The following is a 25,461-nucleotide window of genomic DNA, read 5'->3' as shown; positions in this document are numbered from 1 at the left end:
CGCCAGCCTCCTTAATCAGGATCACGCGCCAGAGGCATCCTTCTCCAACAACATACCGTCTTGCCGCAATCGCTTCACGATTTCTTCGTGGATGGCCCAATAATCATTGGTTGCAAACCCATCCCCGAGCATTTCGCGGGCATCAAAAATAGAATCAAAATGTACACACAGCAGAGGCGTCGGAAACACACCATCCACTAACAATATATCATTTATGAATTCCTCCCCCTTGTACAGAAAATAGCTGTTTCGGTTAAAGCCGACCAAGACGATCTCTGGTTCGTCATCTGTGTCCGATGCGGTTTCTTCATCGATCATTATAGCCCCTCCAACAAAGCGGCGAGTTCTGCGTCCATCGCATCATCATCTTCCCCTTCTGTTTCGTCATCGCCTTCAAAGCTTGCCAGCAAGGCGTCAAGATCATCGTCACCGCTGTCTGCCTCGGAACCAAAATCGAGGGGATCAACGCCCTCGCCTGTGGCGAGTGCTGCATCATCACTAGGGATATCTGCGTCAACTTCTAGAACACCCGCACCAGTAGTGGCGCGTGGCTGGGGCACCTCGTCTTCCCACGGTCCCGCAATCATTGTCCCTGCAAGGGATCGGAAAGATCCAAGGCGAATCTCGTTGCGCCCCTTCATCCAGACAACCGGCATGAAGCCGCGGCCCAAAGTCATCTGGGCGGCATCGGATGTCAGGTTACGCTCCGTGCAAGGCATTGCAACCTGATCCCCGTGCCGGTCAGTCACGTAGTGGTACGGCAAATCCCCTAACGACATGATGGATCCGAGATCCATCGCCTTGCCGTCCTTGGTATAGGTGCCCGCCAGCAAAATCATCGTCAGAACCGCAGGGTTGGCCCACAGCATACCACGCAACCCCTCGTGAGGCGTAAACTCTTCGAAATCAAAAGGATCAATGGGTTCGGACCGCGCACCGTAGGGCAAACGCAGCAGAAAGCGAGGACTGGCCAAAGCGAGGTAATGTGCTTCGGGCAGATCGCGCAGGGCATCCCAAGCCTGAGCGACCAATGGGTGACGATCCTCTTTGGCGGTCTCAAGATAGGTCGGGGTGATCGCCGCAAAGAAGGGCGCGTCAACATGGGCTCCGACCTGTCCGATCCGTGCCAAAAGCTCTGCGTGAGGTGGGGTTTCCTCGAAAGTATAAAGGCCAAACAGGGCAGAATATCCGCCTGCTCCATCTTCGGGGTCGAGGACGTCGGCCAGAAGGCCAAACAAGCCGCTGCCCGCCAAATCCTCTTGCGCAGCCAAATCAGCGGCAAGTTCCTCGGCAGATACATCGTAAAGCATGATCTCTAAGTCTGCGTTGGTTTCAATCCTACGCGCCAATAGATCAAGAGAGCGCCACTGCGCCTCAACTGCCTGAAAATCCGGATGATGGAGCACTAAGCGCATCGCTGATGACAGCGCCTCGTCCACGGCGACCTTCATCGCCGCAGCCCCGGCATCCGGCGCCTTAACAACATGGGGACCCACGATTTGTGCCAGAAGGCTGTCGATCGGGCCAACCTCGGACAGTGCGCCATTTGTGTCCCCAATCAGCGCCTGAAAATCTGTCAGCTTTCGGTTTACTGGCATGGTGGACCCGGCAGACACTTTGGGCAGCTTGACCGCTGTGCCGTATTGCTTCGCCCATTCTTGCAGCCGTGAACCCGCCCTATCAGCCATCGACCCGATGTCCAGCTGTTGACGCAGGCCTTTGATCGCATCGAAAATTTCTAAGTTTTCGAATAACTCGTCAGGGTGTAGGTCGTCCAACTCGCGCAGGGGCACTTGCACCCCCGCCCCATCCTTGCCGATCGGCAGCGTCAAGGTGGTAGCAAACCCTTCTATAACCTCCTCGACCGTGTCCACATCCAATGCAATCGGAACGCGATTGCGCAAGGCATCCCCGGTCTCCATCAGCCCTTTGGCAGAACGCCCTGTAAAATCTCCGAACAATGCAATTCGAAATTTCTTGCGGTTCAAATCCGACCGCGCAGGGCGCGAAACCGAGATGTGCCCGAAAGGGGATTGTTTGGGCGTGGCTCTGGTGGATCCTTCGGCGGAAGCAGGGCTGACGTCCTCTTCCCCAAGACCAGCCATTAGAGCATCAAGATCATCGCCGCCATCATCGTCTTCGTCATCTGAAAGACTGGCTAGCAATGCGTCCAGATCCTCGTCAGTTTCATCCGCTTCTGACGATGCAGTATCCGAACCGGAAAGCAGCGCATCAAGATCGGGTTCAGACACTTCGTCGTCATTGCCCATCTTGGCATCGTCAAGACCAGCGAGACTGGTATCTACATCGGCAACGTCTTTCCCAGCGACATCATCGCCAAGGCTCGAAAGAATATCGTCAAGATCATCACTGGCCGTCTGTGGCTGTCCTTCCTCTAGGCTATTGAGAATATCATCAAGTTCACTGGTTTCGCCCGCTCCGCCATCCTGTACCGCATCCAAACTGCTCAAGATGCCGTCTAGGTCAGCGTCGGAGGCTTGGGCCGGCGCCTCAACCGCTTCAACACCGTTGAGTATATCGTCAAGAGTCTCATCACTGCCTTGGGGTTCCGGCATTTCGAGATCGGCCAAAATGTCATCCAGCGTATCATCCGCATTTTCGGCCGCGGATGGCTCAAGGTTGGCCAGAATATCGTCTAAATCATCGCCGACGTCAGGCTCTGCTGTCGTCTCCAGCCCAGCCAAAATATCATCCAGATCATCTTGCGCGGGTGCTTCGGTCGGAGCGTCCAAGCCGCTTAGTACGGCGCGCGTCGTGTCCTCGGCCTCTTCGGGCGCAACAACCTCCAATTCCGCCAAGATGTCCGCTGCCGAGGCAGCTTCCACCTCTGCCTCGACCCGTTCCAAAGCACCCAACACATCGTCCGTGGTATCGACAGTGTTTTCTACGGGCACAGGTTCTATCCCGCTGAGAATGTCATCAGCATTGTCTGCTTTCTCATCTTCAACCACGACCTCAATCCCGGCAAGGATATCGGCGGCTTGATCTTCGGCAGGCGCTTCCTCGACCGCCTCAATGGATCCTAGAATATCATCGAACGCATCCTCGGCTGCGTCTTCAGACGGAGCTTGAAGGCTGTTCAAAACATCATCAACGTTTTGGCCCTCGGTCGTCACTTCGGGGGCCTCAATATCTCCAAGAATATCCGCAGCACTCGGCTCTGTCGGGGTGTCCTCTATGGCTTCAATCCCGGCTAGAACATTAGCGGTTGTGCCGACTTCTTCGACAGTTTCGATCCGCTCCAAACCTGCCAGCACATCGGCACTTTTGTCCTGCGCTGGCATTTCTGCCGGCGCGCTTTCAGCCAGAGCGGCGAGGGTTGCGTCGGTGCGATCGGGTGCGTCTTCGGCAATCTCTACCGCGCGAAGGGATGCCAATGCCGCCTCCGTGGCCTCGTTGCCCTGCGCAGATCCACTGACCGCAGCCATCAAGTCGGTGCTGGCCAGCAACTTCTCAATCAGCGCCTCCGCGCCGGCCTTCCCGTCCATATACGCCATAAGATCCGCAAGCTGCCGGCGCGCCTCAAGCAAAGGAGCCAAACCTTCGGTCTTGGCGGCAATGGCTTCGGGCGAAAAATCATCAAGCCTTTCGAAGGTCATGTCGATCGCAATATTGCCTTCACCCGTAAGGGTGTTCGGAACAGTAAACGCAGCGCGAGGCGCAACCGCCTTCATCCGGTCGTCGAAACTGTCTACGTCGATTTCTAGAAAGGACCGATCCACCACTTTGGGCTGTTCTGACTTCCCCGAGAGGTCCGACATGACACCCATCACAAAGGGCAGCTGTACCTTTTTCTGGGCACCATAAAGCTCTACGTCATATTCGATCTGTACACGCGGTGCGCGATTGCGGGCTATGAATTTTTGCGAACCACTCATTTCGTGTTCCCTCCTGATCTGGCCTGTCGCAATTCTTCGCGCAAAGCAGAAATTTCAGCGTGCAGGGCGGTGACGTTGGCGTCCACTTGATCCGTTTCAGCACGCACGAGGGCACGCAGTTTTTCAAACTCCGCCTCGGTTTCTTCCTCCACCGCGCTTTGCATGGTGTTGACCAGCAAACCGATAAACAGGTTCAGAACCGAAAAGGCGGTAATGATTATAAACGGCACAAAGAAGGCCCATGCAAAGGGATGCGTTTCCATCACAGGTCGTACAACGCCCATGGACCAGCTTTCCAAGGTCATGATCTGAAACAATGTGTACAGACTGCGGCCCAACGTACCAAACCACTCATCAAAGGTATCGCCGTACATAATCGTGGCCATGACGCCAAAGACGTAAAAGACGATCGAGATCATTACCATGACCGCACCCATTCCGGGCAAAGCGTCCAGTAAGGCCTGCACGACAGCACGCATCTGCGGGATCACGGATAGCAGCCTTAGGGCACGGATCACGCGCAACCCACGCAGCGCAGACAATTGGTTGCTTTGCGGTAATAGCCCAACGCCCACGACGATCAGGTCAAACACGTTCCACGAGTTTTGGAAAAACGACCAGCCATAAGCATAGAGTTTCAACATCAACTCAATCACAAAGATCGTGAGCGCGATCCGCTCAATGTACCAGATCAGCGTCCCGAAATTCTCTTGCACCCCGTCAGACGTGGACAATCCCAACGTGATCGCATTGAAAATGATGATGGCAAGGATTGTGTTATGCACCCAAGCTTGTTCGATAAATTTCCGCACACGCGCACGCATGTGTGTGGGCTGTGGGGTAGTGGGTGCAGTGGCTGGGTCCATGTTTGGTCTACTTTAACTGGTGTGTGCACAGAAATCCGAGCGCTCTCGAACACTGCGTCCAATTGTTCAAAACAGCCACTTCCCGATCCTTCCTTATACGTTCATTTGCTGGGCCGCATTTTGGACCCAGCAAAGAGATCAGGACTTAAGCGGCATCGAATACGGTGCCATCGACTGCCTTACTGACAATTTTATCGTAGACATATCCACCGGCGGCGCCGCCAAGTCCTAGCGCAAGATCACTGGACTTGCTCGCAATGGAGTTGCCATCAATGACCGACGTCGCGACGCCAGCAACCTTCACGACTTCGCGGAACACCTTAAGACCTTTGGGGTCCTTGAGTTCGACCTTTTTGACGCGATCAGACAAGTCCTTCACCTTGGGTGCCCAAGTCTTGGTGTCTTGGTACATGGTACCAATCCGGTCAATCGCGTCATCAACCTGAGCGTAGTTCTTGACCAATGCCTTGTCGTAGTTCTTTTGCAAAAGCTTAAGCTGACCCGCTTTATCCTTCACAGGGTGTTTTTTCAGCTTCTTGGCCGCTTCCGCCAAAAAGTCCTTCTTCAGTTTCTCCTGCGCCTTCAACGCCTTTTGCATGGTCTTGGCCATTTCGTGCACCTTGACCACCATCTGCGCATATTTTGCCTTGAGGGTATCCATGCAGTCTTGGGCAGACTTCAGGGTCGGTTGCGCGATACCGATAAATTCGTTCAAAACCGCTCCCGAAATCTCGTTCATAGCATATAGGCCCTTTTTCTGGGCGGCCTTTTCAATCACCCCCAGATGAAAGCGCAGCTCTTTGCTTGCGGCATCAATGTCGATCGCGATCTTCTTAACGTCTTGGGCCAAAGAGATTGCGGTTTTGATAAAACCTGCCACTGCCAGCGCCCCACCCACGCCGCCGGACCATGGCGAGGTTGCAAGTGCCACAATGGAAACGGCCAGGCCGGCAAGTGTGCCCGCGATGGAACAGGCGATCTTGATCTTAAAGGATTTCCATTCTTTCCGCTGAGCTTGCAGTTCTTTCCAAACCTGCTGAATGCCCAACTCGGCTGCTTTCTCGGCGACCTTCATATCATTTTTGATCGCGTCGTTCAGGCCCTTTAGCTGTTTGGCCATCATCTTGTCATCAGCGCCCTTGGCGACCATGGACACAAACAACTTGTCAAAAACCTTGCACTTATCTGTGACGGTTTTCTTGGCCTGCTTAAGTATTTCTTGAACCTTGTCGTCAAACTCTTGGATCAGCAGTGGATCCTTGGCCGCCTCCTTGGCGATCTTTTTATCCAGCGCAACCTCAACCTTAAAGTTCAGCTGCGGTGGCTTTACCATTTCAAGGCCGGACGCGCCGACGTCTACGTTCTTCCAATTGCGTACATAGTCTTTCGCCATGATCTTAATCCTTGTTCAAAATTGATTTGACCGTGCGCAGGGAAATATCCGGCGCACGATGAGGTGGTGTTACTCAAAACTGTAGGTGAAATCGTTATCTGTGACATCAATCGTCACTTTGTTGATTTCGTCACCTTCCATCATCCGGCGCAAAAACTCGGCGGAGATATCGGGCAACATGGTGTTTGTGACAATTGCATCAATCATGCGCCCGCCACTTGCCGTTTCCTGACAACGGTTGACGATCTCTTCGACCACTGCATCGGAGTACTCAAAGGCTACGCCATGGGCTTCGGCCACCCGTTTTTGGATACGACCCAACTGCAGCTTGGTGATTTGCCCGATCATATCCGGCGACAGCGGATAGTAGGGAATCGCAACCAGACGACCTAGCAAAGCGGGTGGGAACACCTCTAGCAACGGCTCCCGGATTGCTTTGGCCATACCCTCCGGATCCGGCATCAGATCAGGGTCAGAACACAGGTCAGTTATAATATCGGTCCCGGCATTAGACGTCAGCAAAATCAGAGTGTTCTTGAAATCAATCGTCCGGCCTTCACCATCTTCCATGACGCCCTTGTCAAAGACCTGAAAGAAGATCTCGTGCACATCCGGGTGGGCCTTTTCGACCTCATCGAGCAGTACAACAGAGTACGGCTTGCGGCGCACGGCCTCGGTCAGGACACCGCCTTCACCATATCCGACATAACCCGGAGGTGCACCTTTCAAAGACGACACCGTATGCGCCTCTTGATACTCGGACATGTTGATCGTGATCACATTTTGCTCTCCGCCGTACATGACTTCGGCCAGAGCAAGTGCTGTTTCGGTTTTACCCACACCGGAGGTGCCCGCCAGCATGAAAACACCGATGGGTTTGGACGGATTGTCCAAGCCCGCGCGGCTGGTCTGCACGCGTTTGGCGATCATCTTCATCGCGTGATCCTGGCCAATGACACGTTTGGCAAGGTGATCTTCAAGAGTCAGAATCGTTTCAATCTCGTCCTTGACCATCCGCCCCACAGGGATGCCAGTCCAATCGCCGACCACGCTGGCCACAGCTTGATGATCCACGATGGGCAGGATCAGTGGCGTATCGCCTTGCGCTGCTTCCAATTCCACATTTTTGGCTTTGAGTTGATCCATCAGGGCGGCGCGATCCGCGTCCGACAGACCCTTGGGCGCGGCTGCGTCGGCCTCTGCGCCTTCAACGGTGCCTGTGCCCTCAATCTCATGGCCTTCGCCACGCAACTGCGCCCGCAAGGCGATTATTTCATCGACCAGCGCCTTCTCGGCCTCCCACTTGGCTTTCAAAGCCGTCAACCGCTCCTGCTCCTCAGCGACGGCTGCCTCAACCGTTGCGCGCCGTTCCGTCACGTCGAAACCAGCCGTTTCGTCCCGACCTATGATATCCAATTCGGTTGTCAGGCTTTCAATCCGGCGTTGGCTGTCATCCACCTGCGCAGGGACGGCGTGCTGGCTGACGGCGACGCGCGCACATGCAGTATCAAGCAGGCTGACGGATTTATCGGGCAACTGGCGCGCGGGGATGTAACGCGCGGAGAGAGTCACCGCCGCCTCGATACCTTCGTCCAAGACCTGCACCTTGTGGTGATTTTCGAGCATCGAGGCAATGCCGCGCATCATCAGGATGGCCTTTGAGATGCCGGGCTCTTCAACATGAACAACTTGGAAACGACGTGTCAGGGCCGGATCTTTCTCGATGTACTTTTTATATTCGGCCCAAGTGGTCGCCCCGATGGTGCGCAGCGTCCCGCGCGCTAAAGCAGGCTTCAGAAGGTTCGCCGCATCGCCGGTCCCAGCGGCACCGCCTGCCCCGACAAGGGTGTGCGTCTCGTCCACGAACATCACAATCGGGGTTGTGCTGGCCTGCACTTCGTCAATCACTTGGCGCAGACGATTTTCAAACTCACCCTTCATGCTGGCACCGGCCTGCAACAAACCGACGTCCAAAACCAAAAGGCGCACGTTTTGAAGCGCAGGGGGCACGTCACCGCGTGCAATCCTTAAGGCGAAGCCCTCTACAACGGCCGTTTTTCCAACGCCAGCCTCGCCAGTCAGGATCGGATTGTTCTGCCGCCGCCGCATCAAAACATCAACGATCTGCCGGATCTCTTCATCCCGGCCAACGATAGGATCGATCTCTCCGTTGCGAGCTTGCTCCGTCAGATCGGTACAGAACTGATCCAGCGCCTCGCCGCCATCTTGACCAGGTGCCATGGCGCCCGATGCTTCGCCGGGAACTGCGCCGCCGCCCGTGGAGGACCCGTCCTGCGGCTTCATATGATCCTCTGGCGATCCATCGGTGATTTTATGAAAATCATCGGCCAAATCATCGGGCTTGATGCTTGCTAGTGTTGGAGAAATCCCTGTCAGGATGTTTTTGAGGCTGGGTGTTTCCAGCATCCCCAGAATAATATGCCCAGTGCGCACTTGATTGGACGAATAAAGCAAAGACCCCCAAACCCACGCCCGCTCCATCGCATCCTCAAGGTGGGAAGAAAGGTCCGAAATGGACGACGCCCCACGCGGTAACGCATCCAAAGCTGCCGTCACTTCAGTCGCAATCGCACTCATGTCCAGATCGAAATGATCAATGATCCGGTGGATATCACTGTCTTGGTTGTTCAGGATTTGGTGCATCCAGTGCACGACCTCGACATACGGGTTGCCGCGCATTTTGCAAAAAACAGTGGCCCCTTCGATGGCTTTGTAACCAAGTGTGTTCAGTTTCCCGAAAAGCGCGACACGGCTGATCTCTGTCATTTCAAATTCCCTGTTATACTGCAGTGCGCATCTGGGCGTTCGGCTCCAGATACAGGTCGGCAGCGTCTTGTTTTGATTGTCTCTCTCCGATCCAGCTGGTTTGGCCCAGTTGGACAGTTTGCCCCAAAATGGGCTCGGGCACATCTTCAGCGCGTAAGATCAGGTTCACGTCCCAATCTAAAGCGTCGCCCACATAATTACGCACAATAGCCCGCAGGCGCCCCAGTGAGGCACCCCCGGGCAAAAGTCTTTGGTAGTCATCATAGGCGAGTGGTCCGATCCGTAGCCTGAATTTGGCCGAACGCGACCACACCCTTTCCCCGATTGAGGCAGTGCGCCCCAGCTGCGCTGGCTGGCCCATTTGCCAGCGATCCCCGGGTTCCAGTTCCAGCCAACAGCCAACAAATTCCTCAATCTCGACCCGTGTGCCAAAAAACGCCTGTACCATGGATCGCAACCCTTCGGCGTTCTTTGGGCCTTGCGCCAAAAGTCCCGCGAAATGCCGCTTGGAAACATCCGGTAGAGGATCCCCTTCGCGGAGTTTACTTCCGTGAAAACCGGCGATTGCTGCAACCTTTACCTCGACATCATCATTGCTGCCGCGATCAAAGCTGGGGGCCGGTTGGCCCGATCGCCACGCCCTGTAGAATAAGGTCAGCAGACGGTGCGTCAGCATGTCGGCAAAAGCGATGAAGGTCGGATCGCGGTGGTGGCGGACACGACCACGTGCGAATTCCGTCAAATGCAAAGGAAGCGGACCGTTAGAACCAAAAAGTCCAAAGAACCGGTTGGTCAGGTGGCCAGGCTGATCACCCTGAGGTTTCTTGAAGCGACTGATGGTAGAGGGCGGAAAATTCAGTTCCGCCTCTTGACCGAAACGCACCATTTCCTCGCGCGGACGCCGGGCGCTGCCGATCCGGGGATGATCGGGAAAAGCCGCCTCAATGATACGCATGGCGTGGAAGATGTGGTGATGTTCCGGGTGATCACGCAGGTCGTCTAGCCTGCTTAAATGATCCTTCCCAGACCGCTTTCCGGCCTCCATCGTGTAATTTCCCCTCTCTGTTGGGTGGTTAAGACTGTTTCTGTGAAACTGTTCAAAGTGACGTATTTCCGGAAAAAACGCTCTAGAACTGCACCCAACGCATAGGCGCTGGTGCCTTCAAAAAAGCTTTCGTCGAATTTGACGGAGATCTCTAAGCCGCGCACGGCGGTTGACAGAACCTCATCTGCCATACGCCGCACGATGGGCCGGGTAGAAACACTGACCAACCCTTCAAGTTGTTTTTCAAGCACCTTGTCACCAGCCGGGGCATAAATCCCGATAAGTTCCCGCAAAGCTGCCGACCCATCTTTGTCAGGGCCGCCCTCAATTGACAGATAGTTCAGGCTCAGATGCGAAATCAGCCGCCATGCCGTATCCCCCTGCGCCAATGACGGTCGAGGACGGGTCGGCGATACGGGTGTGCGAATGCGCGCAACGGGCCCGCCCTCAGGTAGGTGGAACACATCCGCAGAACCCGTGGGCAGCAGTAAGGGCAAATCCCGGTTCGTAACCATGGCCTTTACAGCCAGCTGGTCCAGTGACGCGCCAAACGGTGCTTGCCCGGAATCAACTAGGGTCAGATAGTTTTCCGATCCAAGGTAGGAGGTACGGACCCCTTTCAAACGTTCTTTCTCGGTCCGTTGCCGCATTTTGCGGGTCACGGTGTAATATGCCAAATGGTTATCACCGGCAGCCGTAAGATCGTCGGCTGAGTAGAACGGACGAAACGGGACATCATCCTCGCCCTGTGCCGAGATTCCAACGACTGAATTCAACGCGTAGATCTCGAAATCCAGAGGAGCAGTACGGTCAGCTACGACGTGGTGATCAACTGTTGTGGGGCTAATGTGCACGCGGTCGCAGCGCTTGGAAAACAAATTGATCGCGGGCACTGCATGCAGAACGAACGCCTCGGGCGTAACACCGGCGGCAATATCAGCGTTCCCCTCGCGCAGCAAAATGTACAGATCAATGTCATCACCTTTGGCCCGGGTCAGGGCCAATGAAATGCCGGACAGTTCAATGAAGTGGAACCGCTCCGGCATGGCAAAGTATTCTTGCAACAAACGATAGCCATCGAAACTGGGCAAAGGTGTGGGTAACAGCGCGTCCTCGGGATCATAGCCGCGCGGCGTAACATCCGCCTGAGGCATTTCGCTGATCCAGTCGTCGCGACGATCCGTGGAACGCCCCACAACACCTGTGACCTGTGTAGACAGCAGCTCATGGAGCGCCCAGTTCTTACCCTCTTGCCCACTGAGAAAAAGGGTTAGGTTGTCCAACGAAAGCTCAGAGATCGGTTGCCGCCCGTGACGTTTCAGACGCAGACGGATTGCGGCGCGGGCCTCGGTCTCTCGCGATACACCGGCGGCGACAAGCTCTCCGCGCCCATCAATATACTCTGCCTCTGATACCGTGATCGGCCACAAAGTGACGTCCGACGCGGTGCGAAACACGCATGGGGTCTGGTCTCCTTCACCTAGGGCACTGCGCAGCTCACTTCCCCGTGGGATGATGTAGCCATCCTTTAACGCCCCTGATTGCATGTCAGGCTCAAACTGAGCGACCATCATGGACGGCGTCGGTGCCAGATAATGTGGGTAGACAATTTCCAGCAGATGCGAGGTAAGCGCGGGAAACTGTAACTCCAACTCCAACTGAACGCGGGCCGACAGGAACGCGACACCTTCAAGCAGACGTTCGACGTAAGGATCAACGACCTCCAACCCGTCCATGCCAAGACGCGCAGCAATTTTGGGATAGGACTGAGCAAACTCATTGCCCATGTCGCGCATATACGCCAACTCACCCTCGTAGTGTTTTAGAAGCCGGGTATCCATGACGCTCTAGGCGATCCTTTCCAGGCTCAACTCGCCCGTTGTCACATCGACCTGACTGCGCAAATATAGTTCCATTGGCATCGGCTGTGCCCACATATCAGCGCGGATATCGTAGTTTACGACCATGTTTCGGTTTTCGGTTTCCTCCCGAACCTCGACCATCAAGGAGCCAGGATGAATGCGTGGTTCAAACGCCTGCACGGAAGCCATAATGGACCGTCTGATCTTCTCTGCCCGCTCCGAGGTTGAATAATCGCCAGCCACCTCGGCGATACCATAGTTCAGCACGGAATTTGCGGCGTGAGGGTACACGTCCGGATCAATGACGCGCAGGTTGTTCGAGGTATTCAAAAGCCATGCGAGGTCACGCTGAATGATCTCTCGCAGCTGCCGCAGGTCAATCACGCGGTCATCACGGCGCTCTTTGACCTCGTGCGGTGCGTCGTCGGTTAGACGATCCAGCAGCGATGGCTGTAGCCGTTCTGCGATCATCTTGTCCGACATTGCCTAGCCTTCCTTCGCGGCGGAGTCAGTCCGTGCGTTTTCAAACTCAATCAGACGCACATCCATCAAAGCCGTATCGCCCGTGTCAGTCGCGAACAGGCGCTGGCCACGTCCGGCAAACGTCTCTGCCCCTAGGTCAACCCATTCCGTCGACCGGGCGAGTTTTTGGGCGTCAGTCCCTTCGCTGGCCGTGCCGGCATACCTGGTCGGAATGAGAGCAACCATGTCGCCGCCGTTCACAAGGGTGATGGTGCAAGGCGTCCAGACCGCATCACGAAGGTCGGCAGGGTCCTCAAATTCAATCTTGGCAAGCGCCGTAAATGGCATCCAATAGTACTTACCATTGATGATCACCTCTAGGACAGGGCCCAGTCGCATGTCAGCGTCAGCAATCCAGTCAAACTTGATGTCATCCAAGGTACCACTTGTCGTCGGTGCCATATCAAATGCGCGGCTGCGCATGTCGGCGGCCTGATCCGCATTGCCCGCTGCATTGGCCTTCAAAGCCTCAACCAAAAGGGCCAACCATTCCTGAGGCTCACCGAAAATCAACGGCTCTTTATCTCCCGCGAACACTTTTTCGCGGTAGACCTCGCACACGATCCCTTCGCGGTATGTTTGCGCCATGGGCACGGCCATTGGGTCCAACTCGGCGGATACCTTCAGTTGCGCAATGGCGCGCTTCCAGTCGCCGCGCACAGCCAACAATTGGAAAAGAAAAATCCGAAGTGCCCCGTTCGAAGCATCCCCGCGTATCATAGCCGACAGCGCGTCGAGCGTGGCGTCAAGATCGCCGGTTTTCAGTAGCTCTGCGGCGTTCACGCATGCTCTCCTTCGGGAAAAAGGGAAAGGCAGACCCTGAAAGGGTCTGCCGAAAACAGCGCACTTTGAGATACAAGCGCGCCGCATCGTCGCTACACTATGAGGTCAGCTTTGTTTTTGACACGGCTCCACATTGCGTTGCTGTGTTCTTTCATTTTACCTTTGGTGTCCTGTGCGTGGTACGTGACTTTCATCGCACCATACTGGAACACCAGCGTTTCTTCACAAATGTCATCACCGTCAGAACCAGACCAGCTGATGTCCTGCACCATGAGCAGTTTGAAATCAAACTGCAGGAACAGGCCACCAGATCCATCGTCGGAGCCGCCAGAACGGCGCAGTTCGATGTGACCATCATCGAAGTGCTTACCGGTGCAAAGCTTTGCAAACAGACCACAGGATGCGGTGTCCGTTTTCTTTGTTACAGTCAGTTCTTTAAAAGTCGCTTTACCAGCACCACCACCGGCAGAAATAGATCCGATGTTGATGTTGTTCTCAGCACCAATTTCGAAGCTGAGAATTTCAAATGCCTTCTTTTTGGACATTGCGTCGTCTTGGGTCTCCCCTTCGACTTCTTTTACACCGGGGATGTACATAAAGGCGTCAAATGCCATGGATTGGAATCCTTATATAAGTTTGTTGCAGGAACGGTATGCCACGGTAGAGAAGTGCGTTAACCCTTCTCCGTCGGCAATTTAGATACCAGGCGAAGGGACACAGAAAGACCCTCCAACTGGTAGTGAGGTCGAAGAAAGAATTTGGAACTATAATAGCCGGGGTTACCCTCGACCTCTTCGACGACAACTTCGGCAGCAGCAAGGGGCTGACGCGCCTTGACCGATTCCGGAGATGTATCAGAATTGAAATCAACATACTGATTGACCCACGTTTGGAGCCAATCCTGCATGTCATCACGACTTTTGTAAGACCCAACTTTATCGCGCACGATACACTTGAGGTAGTGGGCGAAGCGGCACGTCGCAAACAGGTATGGCAGACGCGCTGCCAAATTTGCGTTCGCGGTGGCATCTGGATCGTCATATTCCGCCGGCTTGTGAAGTGATTGCGCACCGATGAACGCCGCAAGATCAGAGTTTTTGCGGTGTACAAGTGGCATCATACCGTTATTGGCCAACTCGGCTTCGCGCCGATCAGAAATCGCGATTTCCGTTGGGCACTTCTGATCTACGCCACCATCGTCGGATGGAAACGTATGGCTGGGCAGGCCTTCAACAGCACCGCCGGACTCGATGCCGCGGATACGCGAGCACCAGCCGTATTCCTTGAAAGAACGATTGATGTTCACAGCCATACCATAGGCCGCATTCATCCAGCCGTACTTGCTGCTGTCCGCACCGTCGGTATCCTCTTCAAAGGCAAAGGCTTCAACAGGGTCCGTTTTGGACCCGTAGGGCATACGGCTTAGCATTCGGGGCATTGCCAAACCGACGTACTTAGCATCTTCGCTTTCACGCAGGGACCGCCACGCGGCGTACTCCGGCGTTTGAAAAATCTTGGAAAGATCGCGAGGGTTCGCCAATTCCGACCAGCTGTCCATTTGGAACAGCGTTGGGTTAGCACCCGTAATAAGCGGGGCGTGCGCGGCGGCTGCAATTTTTGCCATCTCGCCCAGAAGTTCCACGTCCTGAGGGGAGTGGTCAAAGTGATAGTCTGCAACCAAAGAGCCATAGGGCTCTCCGCCGAACTGGCCGAACTCTTCTTCGTAAATCTTCTTGAAGATCGGTGATTGGTCCCAAGCGGTGCCTTTGAACTTCCGCAGAGTCTTGTGCATTTCCTTTTTGGAAATGTTCATGACCCGAATTTTCAGCATCTCATCGGTCTCGGTGTTGTTCACCAAGTGATGCAGACCTCGCCACGCACTTTCCAGCTGTTGGAAATCAGGATGGTGCAAGATCAGATTGACTTGCTCTGTCAGCTTCTTGTCGATCTCTGCAACAATGCTTTCGATGGACCGCAACGCGTCGTCAGATACAAGAGCTGTGTTTGCCAATGCCTGCTCTGCCAGCGTTTTTACCGCTTGCTCAACGGCTGTCTTGGCTTGATCCGACTTGGGTCGGAATTCTTTCTTCAAAAGGTTCTCAAAGTCGGAGGACCCAAATGCCGTGGCTTCTGCACCGCCGGAGGCTTCGGTTTCAAGTTCGGCCATACTCACTTACTCCTCTTTGTCGCCATCTGCCTGTGGGGCAGGTTGGGCGGCCAATGTCTTTAGCAATGTTGGATCCTGCATGATCTTGGCGATCAGGTCTTCTGCACCGGACTTGCCGTCCATGTAGGTCATCAGGTTCGAAAGCTGTGTTCGCGCGTCCAGCAATTCCTTCAACGGCTCCACCTTTGCGGCGATGGCGGCAGGGCTGAAATCATCCATCGAATCGAAAGTGATATCGACAGCCATATTCCCTTCGCCAGTCAGAGTATTCGGCACGGTAAAGGCTGCGCGCGGTGCCATCGATTTCATGCGGTCATCAAAGTTGTCGACATCAATTTCGAGAAACTTGCGATCGGCCACACCGGGCTGCGCGACTTCGGATTTACCCGCGAGGTCCGACATCACGCCCATGACGAAAGGCAACTGGACCTTTTTTTCGGCGCCATACAACTCCACATCGTATTCGATCTGCACGCGAGGGGCACGATTGCGTGCAATAAACTTTTGTGAACTCGCCATGTCTTAGCTCTCCGTTTCAATATCAATCTCTAAACGCCGCCGGACCATGCTGGCCCCACTGGCATCGTGGGTCAATAGTCGTCGTCATCATCTTTCAAGCCGCCAATGGTACGGACCATTTCCATACCATCTGGAGCCATGTTCTGGATCACTGTCATAAAGTCTGCGCCAACAAGTGTTTTTGCACGCGCCAATAGGATCGGCACCGGGCTCGAGGGTTCATTTCGTTCGTAATAGGAAATGATCCGATCCAATGCATTCTGCACATCGTTGGTTGAGTTGATCGCCCCCGGAATACCACCGCCAGCAGCCATTCCTCCGCCACCTTGTGGCGCGGATTGATCCGCACCAGCGACATCGTCATCGACCTGTTCATCTTCGGTGACAGGCTGATCACCGCCAAGTCGGGCCTGAGCGGCGCGCAGATTTTTCAGCAGTGGATCGAGATCAGGACCCTGTCCTGGAACATGTTCGTCAAACGCAGCACATATCGCCTCAACATCAGAAAGGGCCTGCGCAACCGCATCGCGTATCTCGGTCAGATCATCGTCATTCGTATCTTGGAAAGCGGCGGCAACACCGGCTGGGTCAAGTACATTTTCCATATCGCTGGGCGCGGCGATGACGCCTTCGGCCACATCTATATCGCGTAGGCCAATCCCACCAAACATCCGCGATGCAGTCAAAGGCGCGCGGCGCACCCCGAGAATGATCCGATTTTGATCGGCCAGCGAAAGCACGGCGTTGCTTCGCATGACTGGGTCGCCATCATCCTCGTCAAGCTGCGGATGGCACGTATCCCAATGCTGGGTAAGACATCCGGCGATGTACGAAGTGGCCTGAGCGAAACCTGGAAAGCCACGCAACCGCAACTGCGCCTCTGCCATGAAAATGCCGGCACGCAGATCATGGCTACGTTCCATAATGTCGTAAGCATGCGTTACGACTTCCTTATAATCCGGATCTTCTCCTGGCAAAATCTCATCGCCAGCCTGACGCTCTTCACCGGGCTGGGCCGCAATTTCCATCTGCGTAAAGACGGGATCGTATTCCAGATCTTCGCCACTGGGTTCATCATCCCCATGGCTTTGAAGAAGGGCCTCTACGTCCATGTCACCCCCGACGTTGGATTATTCTTTTTTAAATGGTCCTCGGCCACGCAGAAATGTCACGCGACGTGAATGAACCCTAACATAAAATTACTTTTTGACTAGGGTTAGAAGGACGGCAAAAACACTGTGCAGTCAAACCATTCTTACCAATACGCTTACCAAACCCTTGCGCAAACGATTGACCTAGCCTGCGGACAAGCGCAGAATTGACGAAAGGGAAGGCATTTATTCTATGACAGTGGATTTTGATGACGCCGGCGAGGACAAGACCCTGCCACCTGCACCCATGACCCGCTTTGATTCGCCTCAGGCGCTTTTCGAACGCATGCCCCAAGTCGCGGAATTTGTTCAGATTGCACCAGGGATGGATGAGACATTGCGCGCCTACATTGCAAGGCTGCGCGCATCCAATACGCCCGAGGATGCGGTCACAGTCGTCGCCTTTGCGATGGAACCGCAAATGGCCATCGGCTGGGGTGTTGAGACACTCAACAGTCTTTTGCCAAACTTGTCCGGGGATGATGTCCAACTGATGCACTATGTCGGTGAATGGATCGATATGCCCAATTCCGAAAATCGCTGGAACACTATGCAGCGTGCCCTCTTTGCACCTCGGCGGTCTGCGGCGGTGTACCTTGCGCTTGCAGTGGGTTGGTCTGGTGGTCCACTAGCGCCAAATGATCCCGTAGAGGTCCCCGGCTGGCGCTGCCCACGTGCTGTCAGCTCCGGTGTCCTGCGGGCCTTGGGCCAAGTGGGGCTTGATCAAAAACCCGCCGCGCTAGAACATATGATAGATCGTGCCCTTGCACGCATGATGTTGCTTTAAACCGAGCTGTTGGTCAGCCGCACTCGCTGCACTCTATCGGAGGCCCCGGCCCATGCAGATCCTGAAGTTGCGCATCGAAAACGAAGATGTCGTGTCTCAAGGCGTTTTTCCGTCTTTCACTATGGACCGACCCGAGATCAGTATCGGTCGTAAGGCAGGAAATGATTGGGTTTTGCCCGACTCGACCCGATTTATCTCGGGGCGCCATGTGACCATAAGCCAAGGCGAGGACGGGTATACCCTGACGGACCGCTCTACGAATGGCACGTTTTTGAACGGGCAAGCCAGCCGATTGCCCGCACCTCATGTATTGCACGACGGGGATCGGATTAAAATTGGTCCGTACGTAATCTGCGTGGAACTTACCGCGCCGGTTGTGGCCGCTCCACCGCCAATCGAACCTGTTGTCGCTCCGGTCGCGCCACCGCCCCCGGAACCTACCGCACCTACAAGCATGGAAAAATCAGGTCTTGATCTGTTTGATGATCTTCTGGGCGATGGCCCGCTAGAACCTCCCAGTCCGCCGCTCAGCGTCTCAACAGGTCTGGAAATAGGAACACAAACAACCGGACGTATGTCCCTGCCGCCCCATCTTAAAGCGCTGCAGGAGAAATCTGCGCCACCAGCCACACAGGCACCGGGAAATGTGCCAACGCCGGCCGCGCTTGGGCAAACACACGCGCCGTCTGCAGTGACCCAAGCACCTAATTTTGCGGAAATGGCGCGCCGGGCTGCAGAGAGTACAAACGGCATAAGTGGACCGGTGACCAGCCCTCCCACAGCTGGATCACACGCAAGTGCGGCTTCAGTGGTGCCGCCTGCGCCTAATCCCTCCTTAGACGATTTGGATGATCTTTTGGGGGACGCCCCATTTGGGCAACCAAGCGCAGCACCTACGCCAATTCCAGAACCGCAACAATTTGACGGATCCACCGCAGAGGTACCGTCCATGGGGGACAACCCTTTCGCGGAGCCATCCATAACGCCTGAACCCGCGCGGGAACCAACATCGGTGGGTGAGAATTTTTCGGAGGCAAATGCCCCGGTCGGAAGCCCGGTACCCGTCGCGGCTACATCAATCACGTCGGCAAAGCCCTCACCGTCCCCCACAGAAGGTAAAGCGTCTGACGACGATGCGTTTCTTCGCGGCTTTCTAGAGGGGGCCGGGCTGGGAGCCGACGTGAAACCGACCCTGTCGCCCGAGGAATTGGGCCGAAATGCAGGCGAGACGCTTAAGGTCATGATCGCGACGGTGCAAGGTATGCTGCATGATCGCCAGATGGCAAAATATGAAGTCTCGAACGAAGATCGTACAATGATGACCGCGTCGCGAAACAATCCGCTAAAGTTTACTTCGCAGGCCGATCAAGTTTTTGCTGAGCTGTTTCTATCCCCACGTGACGGCTACATGAGCGGAGCAGATGGCATCGACAACGCTCTGTCAGATATACGGCGACATCAAATGGCGTTGGTGGCTGCGATCCAGCCTGCATTGGCAGATGTGCTAGCAGGTTTAGCACCGGAAGAGATCATGGGCGGGGATAGCGGACGTAAACTGCTCGGCGGGGGCAGCTCAAAACGACATTGGGATGAGTTCACCAGACGTTGGGCAGAGCGGACTGATATGGCCGATGACGGCGCGGACGAGCAACAAGCAATGCAGGATGCTTTCACCGCCGCCTTTGGCCGCCACTACAGCGCGGCCCTGCGCAAGCTATAAGGCAAGCAGCAGTGGTTTGACAAAAAAGCCGCGTCTCCGAGGGTCAGAGACGCGGCTTTTCAAATTTAAAGAAAGGGCGGCAAGTGGCGCCCCTTCGCAATCAGAACTGCAAACGAACCTGCGCCGTCAGACCCCAGCTGTCTACATTTTCGCCGCTGCGCATATCCAAACGAGCCGCGGCGTTCAACTGACGCGGCCCACCGGCCTGACCCGGCGACAGAAGACGCAGGTAGTTCACACCAGCGCTGACCTCTTGGTAGGAACCAAGGCTAGGCAGCGACAGGTTCGATGTGTTACCATTCGCTGCGGTAAAGACAGCGGTCCGGTCACCCGTGAAGTCTTGATAATGCGTGGCCGTCCCGAAGTAGCTGATCAAGCTGATCTCGTCAGGCAAAGGCACAGACCGTGCCAACGTCGCACTGACAAAACCCAGCTTACTGGTGTGATCAGACAGAACCAGATTACCACCATTGGTCAGATTGATCTGATCGGTTTCAGACTTGGTAAAGGCAAAACCACCCGTCCCGACAAAGCTAAGCCCTTGTACCGCCTGGATTGGGATGGCGTATCCAACCGCACCCGACAGCGTCATACTGTTGTTCGAAAACTTGGTATTGCTGAAGATGTTCGAATTGCCGGTCAGCTGCGTATCGTTCGCCTCGAAATCCGTCTGTTCCATCCGGAACTGCAGATCCGCAAACAGGCTTCCCCGTGCAGCGGTCATGTACCCGCCAATATAGGTCTGGGTAAAGTCCGTCTCTGTCGTGCTGTTCACACCACGTGTTACAAAGTCCAACTCGCTGGACGTCGTAGACCCGACGTTCACACCACCGATCGCCCCGAATGCGAGGTCCCAGCCGTTCGCTTGCCCACCGAAACAGGCAAAGTCGCCACCAAACTGAATACCGGCATAAGACAAATCAACGGGGGAGTTATTGCTCAGGCCAGCTGTGGTATCTGTGAACGAACCATTCCCTTCTGCTGCACCCCCGGTTGCACGCACCCAACCGCCAGGACCACAGGGATCATCACCTGGATCTGTCGCAAGGTCAGCCACGTATGGGCTTGTGGGTCGGTTTACGATCACACCGATAATGCCCTCTGTCAGGGCGACACCGGCCGCCGCACCTGCGATGCTGCCGCTGATGGTCCGCTGCAGCAAGGCTTCGGTACCGGCACCGTTCAGGCCAACAAAGTAATTGAACCCTTGCGCAATATTATTCAACCCGGTCACATTGGCAAAGGTCAGCCCCGTCAAGTCAGACCCGCTGATGATCGTAAGACCTGTCCCAATGTCTGCCGGTGTTCCGAATGTCTCAAAGGCCAGCGCGATGCTGCCAGACACGGTGCCAGTCACAGCAATCACGTCTGTACCGCCGGCAGCACCCGAGATATCCGCATCCACCGAGATCGTGCCAGCCAAAACGGCATTGCCGCCGACTGTCAGTGTATTGCCGCCTGCAGGGTTGGTGTTCTGCATGTTGACGCTGCCACCAGTCATGGTCAGATCACCGTTCACAGTCAGGTCAGACCCCACTTCGGTCAAGTTGACAACGCCGGAGTTTGTCAGGTCCCCGGTGATCGTACCCGCACTGCCTTGCGCAACGATATTGCCAATGTTTGTCACATTTCCGGTGACCGTACCGCCGAGGTTCGTGGTTCCCGTATTTTCAACCCCGCTCGTCACAGCAACAGCCGTGCCATTGGCGACATTGAGGGTGGAATTGGCTCGGTTCACGATACCGAAGCCGGTGCCAGAGGCGCCCGTCACCGATGCGGCTGTCCCACTGATGTCAGTGATAGCGCCCGCTTGGTTGTCCAACCATGCGTTGGCGATCGTACCGCCAAGAACCAGACCAGCGGTGCCGCCCAGACCGCTTTGATTGACCACATGCCCAACGCCTACACCGTCCACTGTGGCACCTGTAGCAATTGTCGTAATACCGCCAGATTGGTTGGTCAGCGTCCCGGTTGCCAGCGTCGTGGTACCAGCCGTGATATCCAGATCACCGGAGTTGGTGGAGGACCCATCCAGCGTGAAGTCGCCAGTGATATCCATATCACCACGAGTCCCGCCGGCGTTGGCGTTATTGAAGGACGACACAGACCCGTCCTGTAGAACCGCTGTCCCGCCGAGATTGGTAAGCGCGCCGTCAATACCGGCCGTCGCCATGTTACCACCAGCGTCGCTTGCGTTCACTGTGACCGTACCGCCGACGTTATTCGTCAGATCACCGTCCAGCGTACCGTCAAGCCCCGCAATCGTAACAGTGCCGCCGTTGTTGTTGGTCAGCGTACCGCCTGCGCCTGTCAGGTCCAACTCACTTGCGTTGATGTCCAGATCACCGGCGTTTGTTACGTTGCCCGACACGGTTGTGATGCCGCCGCCGGTGACATCCATATCACCGCGCGTCCCACCAGCGCCCGTAAGATCTTGGTTATCAATCGTGCCAGTGACTGCAGCACCACCTGCCAGGTCCAGATCAGCAGAGTTCATGATGTTGCCGTTAACGGCACCTTCGTTGGTTCCGGTCCCGTTCACGGCCAGCTGCGCCCCGGCAGAGTTTGTCACCGTGCCGCCAAGCGTCCCGTCCACCGTTATTGTCGATCCTGCACCGCTGTTGTTGACCGCAGTCATTGTCGCAGAGGTCGTGGCATCCACCGTAACGTCCGCGCCCAACTCGTTCGTTAGGGTTCCACCATTAGTGATGGAACCGCCGGCATCAACATTCAGCTGTCCAGCACCTGTATTGGTGATGTCATTGCCCGCCATGTCCAGCATGTCCGAGATATCCAGCGTGTTCTCGTTACGGATATCACCGGTTACAGCCATCGCACCTGTGATGTTCAGATCCGCTTGGTTGGTGATGTTTCCATCAAAGATCACGTTACCATCAAGGTTGCTGGTGGAATTGAACAAGGCACCATTTTGCAAAAGGATTTGCGCGCTTTGGATTGTGAGCGGAGCGCCTGCAGCGGTCGTAATGTTACCGCCATGCGTGAAGGTCGGCGTACCCGCCGCCGCGCCGGTGCCTGTGATAGTCAACGTGCGGCCAGTCGTCATCTGCGTCCCGTCGATGGTCCCGCCCGCCTCGTTCACGAAGGTGCCATTAACAGAGCCTGCACCGTCCAGAACTTGGAAACTGCCACCGTTGGTGACGTTGTTCAGGGTGCCGCCAGACATTGCCAACGTGCCGCCATTGATGTCCGTAAGACCTGTTACAGAGCCGCCGGATATCGTGTTTCCGGTGCCTGCATTGATTTCTAGGCTGCCAACAGTACCACCTGCGATATCAACATCGCCAGCATTGCCATTCGCCGTGTTAACGGTGATCTTCCCAGTCGAGCCGGAGTTTACGTTCAACTGTCCGCCTGTCGTAGCGTTACCAGTGACCTCTGTGTCGCCGATCAGGTTGCCACCCGCCTGCACATTGTCGCCCACGTTCAAAGTTCCGCCCGATACAGTGGTCGTGCCGTCGACATCCGTGCCCGCGCGAATGTTTGTGGTTCCACCTTGTTGGTCAAGGCTCGCAAAATCCGTACCCGACGCATTGATTGTGCCGCCAGCGTTAACAACATCTCCGGCTTCACCAGCGGCAGCAACATAGCCGCCGCCTGCGTTTACTGTCACGGTATCAACGGTGCTTGTCCCAGACTGCGAGAGCGTCGCGTTATCAATCGTCGTCGCACCCGTCACCTGACCAGTGCCGGAAACACTGTGCCCCGCACCTCCATCCAGATCGAGAACCGCAACCGTACCACCGGCAACGTTCACATCACCCCCTGTGGCTTGAACCGTGCCCGCAGACCCACTGTTTACGGTCAGCGTACCAATGCCAGACACCGTCGCTTGACCAGTCAGAGACCCGCCACCAACGGTTACTGTGCCGCCGGAAACAGTGGTCGTTCCAGACACGTCTGTTCCCGTATTGATCGCCGCTGTGCCGTTCTGGTTGTCCAGACTCGCAAAGTCAGTGCCCGCAGCGGTGATCGTACCGCCCGTGTTGGTCACTGCACCGGCGTTGCCGCCGTTCGCTGTGTAGGTCCCGCCCGTGCCGACAGCCACGGACGCCACCGTGCTAGTGCCGGACTGGGTCAGCGTCGCGTTATCAATCGTCGTCGCACCTGTCACCTGACCAGTGCCAGAGATTGAGTGTCCGGTCCCCACATTTAGATCAAGGCTCGCCACACTGCCGGTGCCAGAGATGTTGACATCCGACGTTGCGCCGGTCGCAGCGGTGACCGCCGCTGCGGAACCGCTGGACACAGTCAGCGTACCACCATTTAGCGTCGTAGCACCGTCAAGCGCACCACCGTTCACCGTAACAACGCCGCCACCGATTGTTGTCGTGCCATCCACGGTCGTCCCGGCGGAAACCGACGTGTTACCGGCCATGTTGTTCAGGCTTGCAAAGTCAGTGCCCGCACCACGCACGGTGCCACCATTATTGACGACATTTCCCGCTTCGCCCGCATTACCGTTGTAAACGCCACCAGACCCTACAGTGACCGTGCTATGGGTTGTTCCATCGGTACCAAGATTGCTCGTACCAGTCTGCGTCAAAGTCGCGTCATTGATGGTGACCGCGCCTGTAACTTGCCCATTCTGCGTCAGGGAGTGTCCCGCACCACCGTTCAAATCAAGAATGCTGACCGTACCGCCACTTATGTCTACATCGCCAGTCATATTGGCTATCACTGTGCCGGCCGTACCACTGCGAACGGTCAGGCGACCACCATTCACAGTGGCGTCACCCGTAAGTGCGCCACCATCCAGCGTGACGGTGCCAGCCGCAACTGTGGTTGTTCCGTCTACGTCAGATCCGGCGCGCAGGCGCACCGTACCGTTGTTGTTGACCAAACTGGCGAAATCAGTGCCCTCGGCAAAAATCTGACCGCCATTGTTCGTCGCCATTCCGGCCTCACCGCCGTTGCCGTCCAACCGACCTCCGGCACCCAATTCAACAGTATTCAAAGAGCTGTTCGCATCGGTCTGAGTCAGGGTTGCGTTATTGATCGTCGTCGCGCCCGTGACCGAGCCATTGCCAGAAATGCTGTGCCCGGTCCCACTGTCCAGATCAAGTTCAGTAACTGTACCGCCAGATATATCAACATCGCCGCCTGTGGCTTGAACGGTGCCGGTGCTGCCACTGGTCACGTCCAGATTGCCGTTGGCGGAAACGTTCGCCTGGCCTGTCAGCATCCCGCCTTGAACGACCATTGTCCCGTTTGACACATCAGACGTACCCGTGACAGAGCCGCCTCCATTGACATTTGTCGTGCCGGCGCCGGATTGGACAAGATTACCACCTACGCCAGCGGACACTTCCAGCGTGCCAGACCCAGTGTTAGACGCATTGCCCGTCACATTGGAATTCAGGGTAAAATCGCCCAAGCCGCCATGGCTTACCTCTGCCGCAGCAGAGGTGGAGTTCAGCGTTATGTCACCGGCCGCCACGCTGGTGAGCGTGCCTGTTGTGCCTGTCGTAATTTCCAACGTGCTACCGGCCTGCACATGGATGTCGCCATTGACCGTCAGCGTCGCACCGCCACCAATGCTGTCAATCGTGATGGCCTGCCCAGCACCGGTAATCGACAGATCACCTGCCGTTACTGCAGACCCCATCGTGACAGTGAAAGCACCGCCAGCATTGAAGATCGCATTTGCGCCAGCGGAGAATGCCGTCTGTCCGGTGTCTCTCCAGTTGGGTGTTGTGCCGTCCCACGTGCCAGCGGCGGCCTGAAAGCCAGGGGTCACTGGATCGCTATCCCATGTCAGGGTTTGTGCCACAACATCGTCCGCGACAACCAAGGTTGCGCCGCACGCCAACACAAACACAAGCTCCGTTGCACGGCCAAGGCGACAATGCTTGCGCAAGCTGCGTTGACGGATACCGGTTTGGCCTGTTGTTTGAAGAAGCTTGATCATAGCGGACGTCCTTTAAATGTGTGTGCCTCGG

The 25,461-nt window shown here is 55.8% G+C and carries 16 protein-coding genes; 2 read left to right on the top strand and 14 right to left on the bottom strand.

The window, feature by feature from the left end; genetic code table 11:
* Positions 1-21: 21 nt before the first annotated feature.
* From ACZ1G0_RS01325 to tssA, 13 genes are all read right to left on the bottom strand, one after another.
* Positions 22-318, bottom strand: coding sequence for a hypothetical protein (locus tag ACZ1G0_RS01325; RefSeq protein WP_472735296.1), 297 nt, complete (start codon positions 316-318; stop codon positions 22-24).
* Entirely contained in the window at positions 318-3,899 is a 3,582-nt protein-coding gene (tssB, locus tag ACZ1G0_RS01320) for a type VI secretion system contractile sheath small subunit (RefSeq protein ID WP_472735295.1), read from the bottom strand. Before tssB (ACZ1G0_RS01320) ends, ACZ1G0_RS01325 begins: the two co-directional genes overlap by 1 nt.
* Positions 3,896-4,723 (bottom strand): ion transporter, encoded by an 828-nt coding sequence (locus ACZ1G0_RS01315; RefSeq protein ID WP_472735294.1) that lies wholly within the window; start codon positions 4,721-4,723, stop codon positions 3,896-3,898. The genes tssB (ACZ1G0_RS01320) and ACZ1G0_RS01315 overlap by 4 nt, the downstream gene beginning before the upstream one ends.
* 187 nt (positions 4,724-4,910) lie before the next feature.
* Positions 4,911-6,158 (bottom strand): hypothetical protein, encoded by a 1,248-nt coding sequence (locus ACZ1G0_RS01310; RefSeq protein ID WP_472735293.1) that lies wholly within the window; start codon positions 6,156-6,158, stop codon positions 4,911-4,913.
* Between the two features lie 69 nt (positions 6,159-6,227).
* Positions 6,228-8,945: a type VI secretion system ATPase TssH gene (gene tssH, locus ACZ1G0_RS01305; protein ID WP_472735292.1), complete on the bottom strand. Its 2,718-nt coding sequence runs from the start codon at positions 8,943-8,945 to the stop codon at positions 6,228-6,230.
* Positions 8,946-8,958: 13 nt separating this feature from the next.
* A complete protein-coding gene (gene tssG, locus ACZ1G0_RS01300; protein ID WP_472735291.1) occupies positions 8,959-9,990 on the bottom strand; it encodes a type VI secretion system baseplate subunit TssG in 1,032 nt (343 codons plus the stop codon).
* Positions 9,954-11,831, bottom strand: coding sequence for a type VI secretion system baseplate subunit TssF (tssF, locus tag ACZ1G0_RS01295; protein WP_472735290.1), 1,878 nt, complete (start codon positions 11,829-11,831; stop codon positions 9,954-9,956). The genes tssG and tssF overlap by 37 nt, the downstream gene beginning before the upstream one ends.
* A 6-nt stretch (positions 11,832-11,837) precedes the next feature.
* Positions 11,838-12,335 (bottom strand): type VI secretion system baseplate subunit TssE, encoded by a 498-nt coding sequence (tssE, locus tag ACZ1G0_RS01290; protein ID WP_472735289.1) that lies wholly within the window; start codon positions 12,333-12,335, stop codon positions 11,838-11,840.
* Positions 12,336-12,338: 3 nt separating this feature from the next.
* The gene (locus ACZ1G0_RS01285; RefSeq protein WP_472735288.1) at positions 12,339-13,157 is read right to left on the bottom strand and encodes a type VI secretion system accessory protein TagJ; all 819 of its coding nucleotides are present in this window, start codon (positions 13,155-13,157) and stop codon (positions 12,339-12,341) included.
* A gap of 92 nt (positions 13,158-13,249) precedes the next feature.
* The gene (locus ACZ1G0_RS01280; RefSeq protein ID WP_472735287.1) at positions 13,250-13,771 is read right to left on the bottom strand and encodes an Hcp family type VI secretion system effector; all 522 of its coding nucleotides are present in this window, start codon (positions 13,769-13,771) and stop codon (positions 13,250-13,252) included.
* Positions 13,772-13,830: 59 nt separating this feature from the next.
* Positions 13,831-15,324 carry a type VI secretion system contractile sheath large subunit gene (gene tssC / locus ACZ1G0_RS01275; RefSeq protein ID WP_472735286.1) on the bottom strand — a complete coding sequence of 498 codons (1,494 nt, stop codon included), beginning with the start codon at positions 15,322-15,324 and terminating at the stop codon, positions 13,831-13,833.
* A gap of 6 nt (positions 15,325-15,330) precedes the next feature.
* The gene (gene tssB, locus ACZ1G0_RS01270; protein WP_472735285.1) at positions 15,331-15,843 is read right to left on the bottom strand and encodes a type VI secretion system contractile sheath small subunit; all 513 of its coding nucleotides are present in this window, start codon (positions 15,841-15,843) and stop codon (positions 15,331-15,333) included.
* A gap of 71 nt (positions 15,844-15,914) precedes the next feature.
* The gene (tssA, locus tag ACZ1G0_RS01265) at positions 15,915-16,955 is read right to left on the bottom strand and encodes a type VI secretion system protein TssA (protein ID WP_472735284.1); all 1,041 of its coding nucleotides are present in this window, start codon (positions 16,953-16,955) and stop codon (positions 15,915-15,917) included.
* A gap of 232 nt (positions 16,956-17,187) precedes the next feature.
* On the opposite strand from tssA, the gene ACZ1G0_RS01260 reads away from it, so the two are divergent.
* Both ACZ1G0_RS01260 and tagH read left to right on the top strand, forming a co-directional pair.
* Positions 17,188-17,781 (top strand): DUF6931 family protein, encoded by a 594-nt coding sequence (locus ACZ1G0_RS01260; protein ID WP_472735283.1) that lies wholly within the window; start codon positions 17,188-17,190, stop codon positions 17,779-17,781.
* 52 nt (positions 17,782-17,833) lie between these two features.
* Complete coding sequence (gene tagH / locus ACZ1G0_RS01255) at positions 17,834-19,501, top strand: type VI secretion system-associated FHA domain protein TagH (protein WP_472735282.1); 1,668 nt, start codon at positions 17,834-17,836, stop codon at positions 19,499-19,501.
* Positions 19,502-19,601: 100 nt separating this feature from the next.
* Here tagH and ACZ1G0_RS01250 read toward each other — a convergent pair whose 3' ends face one another.
* Positions 19,602-25,430 carry a beta strand repeat-containing protein gene (locus ACZ1G0_RS01250; protein ID WP_472735281.1) on the bottom strand — a complete coding sequence of 1,943 codons (5,829 nt, stop codon included), beginning with the start codon at positions 25,428-25,430 and terminating at the stop codon, positions 19,602-19,604.
* Between the last annotated feature and the right edge of the window lie 31 nt (positions 25,431-25,461).

This window comes from Thalassobacter sp. HA4-2 (assembly GCF_055693705.1).
This window is presented reverse-complemented; position numbering and strand designations above follow the sequence as displayed.